We start from the raw sequence: 13309 nt of genomic DNA, 5'->3' as shown, positions 1-13309 counted from the left end.
CCGTACTAGCGGCCGCTTATATCATTATAATCTCTATCAGTAGCGCCGGTATACACCTGGCGAGGGCGGCCAATAGGCTCTTTGTTCTCTTTCATCTCTTTCCATTGGGCAATCCATCCTGGCAGACGTCCTAAAGCGAACAATACGGTAAACATATCGGTTGGGAAACCTAATGCACGGTAAATGATACCTGAGTAAAAGTCAACATTAGGGTAAAGCTTACGCTCCACAAAGTAAGGATCTTTCAATGCTACTTCTTCCAGGCGTTTGGCTATGTCCAACACTTCGTCATTTACACCTAAGTTTTCCAGTATGTCATCGCATGCCTTTTTAATGATTTTAGCACGCGGATCGAAGTTTTTGTAAACACGGTGACCGAAGCCCATTAAACGGAAAGGATCGTTTTTGTCTTTAGCTTTGGCAATCCATTTATCAGTATCGCCACCATCGGCCTTTATTTGCTCCAGCATTTCAATTACCGCCTGGTTGGCGCCACCATGCAACGGGCCCCAAAGTGCAGAGATACCCGCTGAAATTGATGCGTACAAATTAGCATCAGATGAACCTACGATACGTACGGTTGAGGCCGAGCAGTTTTGCTCATGATCGGCATGCAAAATAAGCAGCTTGTTCATTGCACTAATCACTACCGGGTTTATCTCATACGCTTCAGTTGGCTGACTGAAGGTCATGTACATAAAGTTGGTTACGTAATCAAACTTATTTTTCGGATAGTTAACCGGATGACCTAATGATTTTTTGTAGATCCAAGACACAATAGTGCTCATTTTGGCAATCAGCTTGTGTATCTCCAGGTCAACAATCTCAGGGCTCAGGCCCGGCTCTAACGACTCGGGGTTAAAAGCAGCTAAAGCGCCAATTAAGGATGACAACTGACCCATTGGGTGAGATTTTGACGGAAAGCCATCAAAAAACTTCTTCATGTCCTCATGCACCAATGTGTGCCTGTTTATCTCTAACTGAAATTTTTGCAGCTGCTCATTAGTTGGCAATTCGCCGTAAATAAGCAGGTAAGCTACTTCAATAAAGGTTGATTTTTCAGCCAGCTGCTCTATGGGATAGCCACGATATTTTAAGATGCCTTGCTCGCCGTCTAAAAATGTAATAGCGCTCTTAGTTGCTCCGGTATTTTTATAACCAATGTCTAATGTAATATAACCGGTCAAATCGCGCAGCTTGGATATATCCAATGCTTTTTCATTTTCTGTACCTTCTATAACAGGCAAATCATACGTTTTATCACCAATTTTCAGTTGTGCTGTTTCCGACATAATTCTGAGTTGTATCCGCAGCAAATGTAAATAAATATGGCATTATTCACCGTTGCAGATAAAGTTTATCACTTAAAATTTACCTAACATAAATACAAGCAACGCTTATATTGTTTGTTGAAGGCTAAAGTTTAGCCTAAAGGCAATTCATTATAATTTTTGTTCTATTTAATTTCTTCTTTTATTTCACCACACTCCAGCATTTCATCGCCGTAATATGGATTTTTAATTTCCTTTTGTGCCGATAACCAATAACCACCTTTACCTTCGTTAGCCATAGGACAATAAGCTACGTAAACAGGCGCGGCTTTATTGCTCATGCCTTTTATTAACGGAATAACATCATTGCTTAATTGTAAAAACAACATGCGTTGCGATTTTACATCTTCCGTGTCGCCAATCTTATCAGCCAGGTCCTCTGCCTCACTACAGCCTTTTATCTTTTTTAAATGATCTGCCAAATCACCGGCAGATTTTTTTGCAGCGCTACCATCACTTTTAACCAGGTTATCCTTTACCTGAAGATAAGCCTTATAAACTTTTATAGTATCGGTTTGCATAGAAGAAGCATCCTTGTTGTCAGCACTTTCAGCTACGCTTTCTTGCTTGGGTGCTTGTTGGCAAGCAGCCGCCGCTAAAACCATCCATAAAGCAAATATGAATCTATAATTTTTCATGATAATGTAGTTATGTTACAGCGGCTAAGTTAAGTATTTGTGTTTAAACGCGCATGTGTAACTGTATACACAACCTTTAATCAGTTGCAAACTAAAAAGCCCCTGGCTTTACCAGGGGCTTTTCATCTTTACATATTGCTTACCACCTTCCGCGACCGTAAGCATGGCCACGGCCCGGATGGCCATAATAGCGGTGATGAACTATTACCGGACGGCGAACAACCACAGGGCGGCGGTAATAACTTCTTACGGGATAATCGTAAACCGGACCTCTGTCAACCACTACTACACGTGGTGCAGGTGCATAATAAGCAGGTTGTCCAAAATTTATACCTATGTGACCGCTTACCTGTGCTTTTGCGGTGCCGAAAGTAATTAGAGTTACTATAAATGCTGCTAAAAATGTTATTCGTTTCATAGTCGTATCCTGTTTTAAATTATCATTATACTATTGCGTTGTTATAAGTTTAAGACAACAAATCAACATGATGGTTTAATGACAAAGCAAACGTTATGCTACTTTAGCAATATAAGCAGGCTAACGAACAACGAAACAACTTAAAAATCAGGGGTTTCGCCAAGGCTTTTCCTTTTAAAACTTTCTATTCAAAAAAGTTGTAAAGAGGGCTATTAAAAAAGTATATCAGAATAAACCATTACGAAAATGGAAAGGAATAGTGCAAGCAATCCCAGTATGGGCAGCAACCACATAAAATAGACGTCGTGCAGAGCAGACGTAAAAAACAAAATAGCGAGCCGGGAAGCTCAGCATTCACTAATTAAAACGCCGGATGAAAAATGTCCATCCGGCGTTTTAAATTATATATTAGTTCCAACGACCACCGCCGCGGTTGTTATCTTTTTGATAACCACCACCGCCGCCGCCACGGTTGCCACCGCCACCGTAGCCACCACCGCCACCACGGTTGCCGCCGCCGAAGCCACCGCCACCACGACGATCGCCACTTGGTTTTCTTTCTTCAGCCTGACTTACAGCAATGCTTCTGCCGCTTACTTCAGCACCGTTAAGACCTGAAATAGCTTTTTGCGCAGCTTCGTCATCTGGCATTTCAACAAAGCCAAAACCTTTGCTTCTGCCGGTTTCTCTGTCGATAATTAACTTTACTGAGTTTACCTCTCCGTATGCCTCAAAGAGTTCTTTTAAATCTGCTTCCTCTAAGCGATAAGGAAGGCTTCCTACAAAAATATTCATCAATTTAAATTTTCAATTATTAAGCATGGTTGCTTAACAACGCAATTAACATAAAAATTTCTGAATTAGTTGAATATTTGTTCGTCAAAAAAAAATAAAAATTAATTACGAATAAAAACCTCCTTTTTACTCATAAGTCTTACCGCTTTTACAATTGGCGACAGGGAAAGCGCTGACTTACTGAAACATGTTTCTCCAGCCCCGCCGAAGCTTCAGCCTATTGGTTTATTGAACGATGCGGTTCAATACGTAGTATCTATTACAATAAACACCATGTGACCTTATGCTATACTATTTAAAGCAGGCTTTAAAATAACACTATTACCTGTGGGTATGTAACTGTCCGCCTACAACATGGCGCCCTTATCCACACTTTATCTTAACATTTGTTGATAAGTTATTTTCAAATTAAACTATTAGTTGAAAGCAGAGTATATTAAAGTATACAAGGTGTACAGAGAAGCGCTTCTGAAAATGTGGCAGAACCGCTTCTGACATACAGGATTGTACTAGTATTGGCTTTTGGTGTCATAATTGAACTGAATGTGCCAGAATTCAATACTATGACAAATTCACGTTTAAAAATTTTCACCTGGCACATACACGGAAGTTACCTTTTTTACCTTTCCCAAGGTAATTATGACATCTATATACCTACCAAACCAGAGAAGACTGAGGGTTATTATGGCCGAGGCGAGACTTTTCCTTTTAAGAAAAATGTGATTGAAATTTCGGCAGAAGAAGTTAAAAATCAAGAATTTGATATCATTCTATACCAAACCAATCAAAACTACCTGATCGATCAGTACGAAATCTTATCGGCAGAGCAACGCGAGTTGCCTAAAGTATACATTGAACATGATCCACCACGTCAGCATCCTACAGACACAAAGCATGCGGTAAACGATCCTAACGTTAATTTAGTACACGTTACCCACTTCAATAAGTTAATGTGGGATTGTGGCGAAACGCCAACAACTGTAATTGAACACGGCGTAACCGCACCAGATGCACTTTATACAGGCGAGAAAGCCAGAGGTATTGTAGTGATTAATAACTTACCCCTACGAGGCCGTTTGTTAGGCCTGGACATTTTTTTGAAAGTACGCGAGCATGTACCAATTGACCTTGTGGGTATGGGAACCGGCGATTTAGGTTTAGGTGAAGTTTTGCACCCCCAGTTGCCCGAATTTATATCACAATACCGTTTCTTTTTTAATCCTATACGCTATACCAGTTTAGGACTTGCCGTTTGTGAAGCTTTAATGCAAGGTATACCCGTTGTAGGACTGGCCACAACCGAACTTTCGGCAGTGATAGATAACGGCCACTCGGGCTTTATACATACCGACGTGAATTACCTGATCGATAAAATGAATTTGTTGCTTGAAGATGCTGAGCTGGCCCGGCAGATTGGCGCCGGAGGCCGAGAGCTGGCTCAAAACCGGTTTAACATTATGCGGTTTACCCATGAGTGGGAGCAGCTGTTTAAAAATGTAGCACAGCAATCAAAAAGTTCGATATATATTTCCTGATCCTATATAATACTGAATAATCTCTAAAATACCATCTATGAAAGTTAACCAGCCATATATTGCGTTTATCAGTGAGCATGCCTCCCCTTTGGCTACACTGGGCGGCGTTGACACTGGCGGCCAAAACGTATATGTTGCTCAAACGGCTAAATATTTGGCCCGTAAAGGTTATAAGGTAGATGTGTTTACCCGTTGGGAAGATGCATCACTACCGCAAACAATTAACTGGGTGCCTGGGGTGCGCGTTGTACATGTAAAAGCCGGCCCGGTAGAGGTAATTGCCAAAGAAAATATTTTGGACTTTATGCCGGAATTTACGCAAAGCATGGTTGATTTTATCAGTGCGGAGGGCGTTAATTACGATTTAGTACACGCCCATTTTTTCATGTCGGGCCTTGTAGCAGCAAACTTAAAATGCATTTTAAATATCCCTTTTGCCATAACCTTCCATGCTTTAGGGCATGTTAGGCGTATACATCAAGGCAACAGCGACCAGTTTCCGCCTCAACGCTTACAAATCGAGGAAGATATTGTTAAAAAAGCAGATTATATTATTGCCGAGTGCCCTCAGGACCGCGATGACCTGATGAATTATTACAAAGCGCCGTCGTACAAAATCGTGGTCATACCTTGTGGTTTCAGTCACCAGGAATTTTATCCTATAGAAAAGAAAGTAGCCCGCAAATCATTGGGGTTAGATGCTAATAAACATATTATATTGCAGTTAGGCCGTATGGTACCTCGTAAAGGGGTTGATAACGTTATACGGTCATTAAGCTATCTTAAAGATCCTCAATCTGTACAATTGCTTATCGTCGGCGGCGAAAGTGAAATTCCTAATCCTGCCGAAAGCCCTGAGTTGGGCCGCTTACAGAAAATAGCTGCCGAACATGGTGTGGAGATGTGCATTAAATTCACGGGCCGTAAAAGCCGCGAGCAACTTAAATTCTATTATGCGGCTGCAGATATTTTCATCAGTACTCCGTGGTACGAGCCGTTTGGTATTACACCACTTGAGGCCATGGCTTGCGGCACACCGGTAATTGGCTCCAATGTTGGTGGCATAAAATATACCGTTGTAGATGGCGAAACAGGTGCTTTGGTACCACCAGAAGATCCGTCGGCTTTGGCTGGTAAGATTGAGGAGTTAGTAAGCGATGCCAAACAATTGCAAGTGCTGGGGCAAAATGCGTTAAAGCGGGTAAATAACTACTTTACTTGGTCGCACGTTACTGATAAGTTAGCCGCGTTATACGATAAGGTAATAGCTGTAAATCACAAAGGTTTATTAGAGCAGTTAAGCAAAGAAAAAGTTAAAGCTGCTTAATAACATCTATGAACAAAGCTATTTTTTTAGATAAAGACGGCACTGTAATTAAGGACGTACCTTACAACGTAAACCCCGACCTCATCACATTGCTGCCCGGCACCATTGAAGGTTTAAAACGACTGAGAGATGATGGGTATTTGCTGGTTATGGTAACCAACCAGGCAGGTGTTGCATGTGGCTACTTTGCAGAGACAGCCTTACCTGCTGTTGAGCAACACCTGCAGCAAATTTTAGGCGAACATGATTTAAATTTAGCAGGTTTTTATTACTGCCCCAATCATCCCGAAGGAACAGTTGAGCCCTATAATGTGTCCTGCAATTTTCGCAAACCTAAGCCAGGCATGCTTTTGCAGGCCGCCGAAGAATTGATTATCGACTTAAACCAATCGTGGATGATAGGCGACATTTTGAATGATGTAGAGGCCGGTAACCGTGCAGGCTGCCGTAGCATACTCATTGATAACGGCGGCGAGACTGAGTGGTTAAAAAACAATGCCTACCGCGAGCCTACTTATGTTTGTAAAAATTTGAGTGAAGCTGCAAATTTTATTTTGGCAAACGAGCGTGCACTTTAGATTTGCCGGCACCTTTAAGCAATAATTAATTTGTAGCTACCCTCTTACCTCATAAAATCAATCAGCATATTATTTGGCTTATCGATTAATAGTTTATATTAGGTGCAAAATCTAATATCGCTAATTAATATGGTAACTATTAAAAAAACAATGCTGGCTTGTGCATTGTCGGCCATGTGCACTATGCCTGTTATGGCGCAAAAGGCTACCGCCAAAAAAGCAGCCGCCAAAGCATTACCTGCCCCAGTCAAAGTAACTGCGGTAGAAGGAATAACAGAATACAAGCTGGCCAACGGTATGCGTGTATTGTTGTTTCCTGATCAAACCAAGCAAACAACAACCGTTAACATTACGTACCTGGTAGGTTCTAAATTTGAAAACTATGGCGAAACCGGTATGGCCCACTTGCTGGAGCACATGGTTTTTAAAGGAACGCCTAAGCACCGCAATATCCCCCAGGAATTAAACGCTCATGGTGCCGACTTTAACGGTACAACCTGGCTCGATCGAACCAATTATTACGAAACCGTCCCCTCAACTGACGAAAACCTTAACTGGGCGCTTGATTTGGAAGCCGACCGTATGATAAATTCATACATCGCAAAAACTGAACTGGACAAAGAATTCAGCGTGGTTCGCAACGAGATGGAATCGGGCGAAAACAGTCCGCAGCGTATACTAAGCGAGCGTGTGTTGTCTACAATGTTTCTGTGGCACAACTACGGTAAATCAACCATTGGAAACCGTGCCGATGTAGAAAAAGTACCTATCGACCGGCTGCAGGCTTTCTATCGCAAATATTATCAACCCGATAACGCTATACTTACGGTAGCTGGCAAATTCGACCCCACCAAAACCTTGGCCGCCATTAATCAAAAGTTTGGTAGTATAGCCAAACCGGCCCGTATATTACCCGCCAATTATACTGTTGAGCCGGTGCAAGATGGCGAGCGCACAGTTACTTTGCGCCGTGTAGGTGACATACAGGCTATTACTACCGGTTACCACGTTCCGTCTGGCCCTCACCCCGACACACAACCATTGAATGTACTGATTGGCTTATTGACCGATCAGCCATCCGGACGCTTGTATAAAAAGCTTGTTGAGCCTAAAAAGGCAACACGCATTAGCGGTTATGATTATGAAACCGCCGACCCGGGTGTGGCCTTGTTTAATGTGGAGGTACCGAAAGATAAAAATATTGATGAAGCAAAAGATATTTTATTAAGCACAGTTGAAACCTTCTCTGCCGAAAAGCCTACCGCACCTGAGGTTGAACGTATTGTGAACAAACAACTGAAAGATATTGAACTGGCTTTAAATTCTTCAGAAAATGTTGGCTTAAACCTGAGCGAATATATTGCACAGGGTGATTGGCGCTTACTATTTTATCAGCGCGATCAACTTAAAAAAGTAACACCAGGTGATGTGGTTAGAGTGGCCGACAAGTACTTCAAACCCTCGAATCGCACATTGGGTGTTTTTGTTCCAACAGAAAAACCGGAACGTGCCGAAGTTCCGGCCACGCCAGATCTGGCAGCCATGTTGAAGGGCTATACCGGCTCGCAGACTATTGCCCAGGGTGAAGCTTTTGATGCCAGCCCTGCCAATATTCAAAAACGTGTAACTGTAAGTAAAATAGGCGGCATCACACTGAATGCCCTCACCAAGCAAACGCGCGGCGAGGTAGTAGTGGCTAACATGAACTTTTACTTTGGTAACGAGGCTGCTTTACAAGGCAAAGGCACAGCCGCATCGTTTACTGCCTCTATGCTCAACAAAGGCACTAAAAACAAAACTCGCCAGCAAATACAAGATGAACTGGATAAGTTGAAGGCCCGTGTAGGGTTCAGTGGCGGCGCAAACAATTTGCAGGTTAGTATTGAAACCAATAAAGCGAATTTCCCGGCAGTATTGAAATTGGTGGCCGAAATTTTGAAAGAGGCTTCGTTTCCAGGAGATGAGTTGGATAAGATTAAACAACAACGCATTGCCGCTACCGAACAGCAGCGCAGCGAGCCTACAAATATTGCGGTGATTGAGCTGCAACGTTATACAAATCCTTATGAGAAGACTGACCCGCGTTATGTTTCGACTATAGATGAGTCGATTGCCATGTACAAGGCAGTAAGCGAGGCCGACGTTAAAAATTTTTATAAAGATTTTTACGGCGCATCAAATGCATACATCTCCATTATAGGCGATTTTGATGCGGCGCAAGCTAAAAGCATTATAACGCAGGAGTTTAGCAACTGGAAAAGCCCACAAACATTTGCCAGGCTTATTCCTAAACGCAAAGATTTTGCAACACTTAACAAAAGCATCGAAACGCCTGATAAAGCCAACGCTTTTTTCATTGGCTTACAGCCATTAAAGCTTAGCATGAAAGATGCCGACTATCCGGCTCTGATTATGGCCGACTATATGATTGGCGGCGGAGCTTTAAGCTCGAGATTAGCTAACCGCATTCGTCAAAAAGAAGGTATTAGCTATGGTGTAGGTTCTGGCCTATCTGCTGGTTACTTTGACCAAAACACTGGCGTTACGCAATTTTATGCTATATACGCCCCTGAAAATGCAGCCCGTTTAGATGCAGCATTTAAAGAAGAAATAGAAAAGGTGATTAAAGATGGCTTTACCGACCAGGAGGTTGCCGAAGCAAAAAAAGGCTATCTGCAATCGCGTGGTGTAAGCCTGGCTCAAGACAATGTGCTTGCCGGCACATTAAACACTTACAGCTATTACGGCGAGAACATTGCATTTTGGCAAAAAATGGATGACGCTGTCAGTAAATTAACTACTGCACAAATTAACGCTGCTGCTAAAAAGTACTATGATCCTACCAAAATTAGTATTGTTAAAGCAGGCGATTTCGCAAAAAAGAAGCCTACAGAAACCAAATAATTAGGTTTAACCAAGAAAGCCCCTTCTGCTTAGCGCTAAAGGGGCTTTCTTTTTTCTTATTAAGAAAAAGCTGTGCGAGGACCTAAAAGAAAGCAGAATTCTAAAACCCTATAGCATTTTGTTGTACTACTTATCGTATTTGGGAAATAAACGTATATTTGTTTTTAACACCACAATTTAATTAATAAGAAAAAAAGCGTGAAGATTGTAGTTATTGAGGATAATCCGGACATCAGCGAGATTATGGATTATATACTTAAAGATGAAGGCTATGAAGTGATTTCATCTGAAGATGGTACTATTGCCGAACGTTTTGACGAAATTAAACCCGACCTGGTCTTAATGGACGAATTGTTACCGGGCCAGCGTGGCAGTGAGTGGTGCAAATTCATTAAAGCCAACCCGGCTTTACAGCATATCCCTGTAATACTGGTATCGACAATGCCTAACCTTGAACTACTTGCTGAAAAAAGCGGCGCCAATGGTTTTTTAGAGAAGCCTTTTAATATCAGCGCTTTAAGTCAACTTATTCGCTCTTATGCAGATAACAAAAGCTGATCAATAGTACGCCCAAGCTCCTCAGTAAATGCAATAGCGTGTATCAAGCTCGTAACTATTTTCGTCTTTCATAGAAAAGTAATATTAACGTCCGTTTGTGCAACAAAAAAGCATGGCGTCGGTTAATATGCAACAATCGTTTAAACACTCCAACTCACTATGAAGAATTTGAAAGCGGTATTTTCACTTACAACTTTAATCATAACGGCGGTTACTTTAATTACTGCCTGTAAAAGTTCCACAAACCAAAGTAACGAGGCCGACTCCACCAATCATCGCATAAAACCCGGCAAAGTCTCTAAACGCACACAAGACGGATGCTACCTTTATGTAAGCGGGGCACAATCGCGTGATACACTATATGTTCAGCTGCACATTCAAAACAATAAAGTGAGTGGCCGAATGATTGAAGAAATTTATGAGAAAGATAGCCGCAAAGGCACAATTGCAGGTACTATGCAAGCCGATAAGTCCATAAAAGCAATATGGACCTTTATGCAAGAAGGCAGCACAGATACTATGGCCGTAGCCTTCAGATTAAACCATACCGGCCTGCTGCAAAAACCCTTGAAAGCGGATTCGAAAACAGGCAGGCAGGTAACAGACGCTGCTGCCCCCTATTCGGTTAAACTGGAGCCAACCGACTGTAATAAGGAATAACAGCTTTTTAACAAATATTAGTGGTTGTGCTTTTTGTGAATGTCTTTCACTAAGCACAACTTTTTTATTTCAGATTTTTTGATGGTAAAGGGCGAATACTTTAATCGTCCGGCAATCATCTCAGTTGTGTTGTCCGAATGCGCAATCACCTCATCATCTTTATCAGCAGTCAACAATCGCTTGTACATCCTGTAGTCACCCCACTCAATATAATACACTTCACCAGGTAAAATTTTTTTATCATGTATTACCTTTAACGCAACCCAGCAACCATTTTCCAGATACGGATACATAGAATGCCCCCATACCGGCAATGCAAAATCGCAATCCTCTATGCCCGGAAAGTACATATGGCCCACCGGTTGTGTGTCATTAATATCATTGTATACCTCCACACCTGATGCAGTAGCCGTCACTTCATACATAGGTATACCGATAAAAGGTTTCTTTACAGGCGCAGCCACCGGTGGCTTAACGCTACCATCAAGAAACGCTGCAAATTTTTCTTTAAATATTCGCAGCTTCTCTGTATCTATATTTTGCCTGCTCTTTATAATCTCTGTAATAGAACTGGGCGAGTTAAAACCAAGCGCTTCAGCCAGCTCAGCGTTACCATTAAATGCTCTGCCTTTGAGTTGATTATATAAAATAATAAACTCGAGTGTCTCTGGTCTTATGGTTTTAATCTTGGATGATCTGGAGGTACTTTCCATAAATAATCTAAAAATGTGGATAACTTTATCTTGATTGTAATACAGAATTTTCTTTATATTTGTTCTGTACAATTCAAAGAAATACAAAAAAAATGAATTATCCAAATAAAGAAATTCATTTAGCTGTTCTTCTATCGTAAAACCTTAAAACTGCACCTTTATGTATATCGCTTATTCGTCTTTACAAAACATCATGGACAAACCAATTCAACACTTAAAAGGTAATCCATTTTTAAAACGCCATGATAAATTAAGGTATAAGGGATACAAGGCCGCTTGTGAAAAGTATCAAAAAGAGATTGCTTCAATTCAGCAATATTTGCCCGACTGGAAACCAACCTTTAAATAAGCAGATCCAAAACGGTACTTGCTTACGGCAATTACTCAGTAAAAGCATAGGCCTACTACGTTTTAAATTTTAAATATTGAATATCATGATAAGAATGAACTTAAAAACACGGAATGAGCTGTGGTGGCTGATAATTTCTGTTGATTACACCTACAGCCGTATTGCCATTGCCGATCACGAGCTGAATGGGCAAACCCTCACGCTATGGCTTGAAGACAAGCAGGATTACAAAAACAAACTTGATGAGTGTCTGCAACTGAACATACCTGTTAAATACCTTACTAAAATCATAAAAACCGAGCATATGAACAGCTACGAAGGCACCCGTATGCACAGCAAAAAAAAGTACCTATTCCCTACCCGTATCCAAATTAGTGAGCCATTACATTGGTATCAATACGATGCTTCACCTATAGAACAGCAGTGGGCACGCGAGGCATTACTGAAAACAATATTAACGCAGCTGGTGGAAACAGAAACCTATGCTTATGATCTTGATTTTTGATCTAAGTATGCCGAATAGCATATTTAACATAAATGGTATATTATATTACGCCGTTAGAGCTGAACAAAAAATTTGCAGTATTAAACTAAGCGTTTTTCGAATGCCATAAAACGAAGGCCGGGCCTTTTGTTAAGCGTAATTTCGCCGCCTAAGTTGTACCCCAGCTTTAAGAAAAGATTTTGCATGGGCCGGTTAACAGTATTGGTATCAAGCCTAATCAATTCAACATTACGTTGAGCCGCCACAACCTCACACTGATGCAATAAAGCCGCAGCAATACCTTTACCTTGCATAATAGGACTGACAGCTAAACGGTGTGCTACAACTGCAGGCTCGGTAATATCCCAACCAGATACCTGGGCGTATTCTGGCTCCTGGCCATCAACAATAGCGATTACGCCGGCCAGCTTACCGTCTACTTCGGCTACCCACAATTGTCCGGCTTTTACATCGCCGGTATACACCTCGGCATTAGGATAGGTATCATCCCACTGCAAATTGCCGGTAGCCTGCATTATAGGCACCACTTGCTTAACAAGCTGCATAATGGGTTCTATATCCTGAAGTGTAGCCAAACGAATGTTCATATTTGGTTATAATAAAAGTCTTTGATTGATGTGATTAAAAAACACTAAGCCTTTTTGGTTTTTTCGGCTTCTGATTCCTTTACGCCTACCTCAACCAGTTCTTCACTGGCTTCTTCGGCTTGCTGTGCTGTTGCATAGTTTAGCTTCCGGAAGCGCCAGATAGCAAAGGCTGGTTCCTGAAAGCGGTTGATCAGTTTGAAGAACTTAGGAAAGTTGTGAATTTCTTCGAGCAACACGCCGGTAACAATACCACTGTTGTCCAAAATTTCACGTATGGTATATTCTTTATCCTTAGTAACCCAAATTTCAAAGTCCTGGCGGATCTCTTCCATTTTATCAGCGTCAATCTTGTCGTTTATACAAACTACTTTATCTCCCGGTCTCATACTGCAAAGATGATTAATACTTATA

At 41.5% G+C, this 13309-nt stretch carries 15 protein-coding genes; 8 read left to right on the top strand and 7 right to left on the bottom strand.

Going from position 1 to position 13309, the window contains the following annotated elements; all coding sequences use genetic code 11:
* Positions 1 to 5: 5 nt before the first annotated feature.
* The 4 genes from ABDD94_RS07535 to ABDD94_RS07520 form a co-directional block, all read right to left on the bottom strand.
* Entirely contained in the window at positions 6 to 1292 is a 1287-nt protein-coding gene (locus ABDD94_RS07535) for a citrate synthase (protein ID WP_345948249.1), read from the bottom strand.
* 164 nt (positions 1293 to 1456) lie between these two features.
* Positions 1457 to 1969: a DUF3347 domain-containing protein gene (locus tag ABDD94_RS07530; RefSeq protein WP_345955334.1), complete on the bottom strand. Its 513-nt coding sequence runs from the start codon at positions 1967 to 1969 to the stop codon at positions 1457 to 1459.
* 139 nt (positions 1970 to 2108) lie between these two features.
* Positions 2109 to 2387, bottom strand: coding sequence for a hypothetical protein (locus ABDD94_RS07525; protein ID WP_345955333.1), 279 nt, complete (start codon positions 2385 to 2387; stop codon positions 2109 to 2111).
* Between the two features lie 408 nt (positions 2388 to 2795).
* Positions 2796 to 3182 carry an RNA-binding protein gene (locus ABDD94_RS07520; protein ID WP_345948252.1) on the bottom strand — a complete coding sequence of 129 codons (387 nt, stop codon included), beginning with the start codon at positions 3180 to 3182 and terminating at the stop codon, positions 2796 to 2798.
* 563 nt (positions 3183 to 3745) lie between these two features.
* On the opposite strand from ABDD94_RS07520, the gene ABDD94_RS07515 reads away from it, so the two are divergent.
* The 6 genes from ABDD94_RS07515 to ABDD94_RS07490 all read left to right on the top strand — a co-directional run bounded on the left by ABDD94_RS07515 (position 3746) and on the right by ABDD94_RS07490 (position 10744).
* Positions 3746 to 4717, top strand: coding sequence for a glycosyltransferase family 4 protein (locus tag ABDD94_RS07515; RefSeq protein ID WP_345955332.1), 972 nt, complete (start codon positions 3746 to 3748; stop codon positions 4715 to 4717).
* A gap of 37 nt (positions 4718 to 4754) precedes the next feature.
* Positions 4755 to 6044, top strand: a complete 1290-nt coding sequence (locus ABDD94_RS07510; RefSeq protein WP_345955331.1) for a glycosyltransferase family 1 protein — start codon at positions 4755 to 4757, stop codon at positions 6042 to 6044.
* Between the two features lie 8 nt (positions 6045 to 6052).
* On the top strand, positions 6053 to 6622 hold the full coding sequence (locus tag ABDD94_RS07505; RefSeq protein WP_345955330.1) for an HAD family hydrolase: 570 nt from the start codon (positions 6053 to 6055) through the stop codon (positions 6620 to 6622).
* A 129-nt stretch (positions 6623 to 6751) separates the two neighbouring features.
* A complete protein-coding gene (locus tag ABDD94_RS07500) occupies positions 6752 to 9526 on the top strand; it encodes a pitrilysin family protein (protein ID WP_345955329.1) in 2775 nt (924 codons plus the stop codon).
* A gap of 198 nt (positions 9527 to 9724) precedes the next feature.
* Entirely contained in the window at positions 9725 to 10084 is a 360-nt protein-coding gene (locus ABDD94_RS07495) for a response regulator (RefSeq protein WP_345955328.1), read from the top strand.
* Between the two features lie 159 nt (positions 10085 to 10243).
* Complete coding sequence (locus ABDD94_RS07490) at positions 10244 to 10744, top strand: hypothetical protein (protein ID WP_345955327.1); 501 nt, start codon at positions 10244 to 10246, stop codon at positions 10742 to 10744.
* A 17-nt stretch (positions 10745 to 10761) separates the two neighbouring features.
* On the opposite strand, the gene ABDD94_RS07485 is transcribed toward ABDD94_RS07490, so the two are convergent.
* The gene (locus tag ABDD94_RS07485; protein ID WP_345948259.1) at positions 10762 to 11457 is read right to left on the bottom strand and encodes a S24 family peptidase; all 696 of its coding nucleotides are present in this window, start codon (positions 11455 to 11457) and stop codon (positions 10762 to 10764) included.
* A 193-nt stretch (positions 11458 to 11650) separates the two neighbouring features.
* On the opposite strand from ABDD94_RS07485, the gene ABDD94_RS07480 reads away from it, so the two are divergent.
* Positions 11651 to 11806: a hypothetical protein gene (locus ABDD94_RS07480; RefSeq protein WP_345948260.1), complete on the top strand. Its 156-nt coding sequence runs from the start codon at positions 11651 to 11653 to the stop codon at positions 11804 to 11806.
* A 94-nt stretch (positions 11807 to 11900) separates the two neighbouring features.
* Positions 11901 to 12311: a hypothetical protein gene (locus ABDD94_RS07475; RefSeq protein ID WP_345955326.1), complete on the top strand. Its 411-nt coding sequence runs from the start codon at positions 11901 to 11903 to the stop codon at positions 12309 to 12311.
* 80 nt (positions 12312 to 12391) lie between these two features.
* Here ABDD94_RS07475 and ABDD94_RS07470 read toward each other — a convergent pair whose 3' ends face one another.
* Both ABDD94_RS07470 and ABDD94_RS07465 read right to left on the bottom strand, forming a co-directional pair.
* Entirely contained in the window at positions 12392 to 12898 is a 507-nt protein-coding gene (locus ABDD94_RS07470; protein WP_345955325.1) for a GNAT family N-acetyltransferase, read from the bottom strand.
* 44 nt (positions 12899 to 12942) lie between these two features.
* Positions 12943 to 13284 (bottom strand): hypothetical protein, encoded by a 342-nt coding sequence (locus ABDD94_RS07465; protein WP_345948263.1) that lies wholly within the window; start codon positions 13282 to 13284, stop codon positions 12943 to 12945.
* Positions 13285 to 13309 lie beyond the last annotated feature (25 nt).

Source organism: Mucilaginibacter sp. PAMB04168 (assembly GCF_039634365.2).
In the GTDB taxonomy this organism is placed as follows: domain Bacteria; phylum Bacteroidota; class Bacteroidia; order Sphingobacteriales; family Sphingobacteriaceae; genus Mucilaginibacter.
The sequence above is the reverse complement of the archived record's forward strand: the minus strand, read 5'-3'. Positions and strand labels throughout refer to the sequence as shown.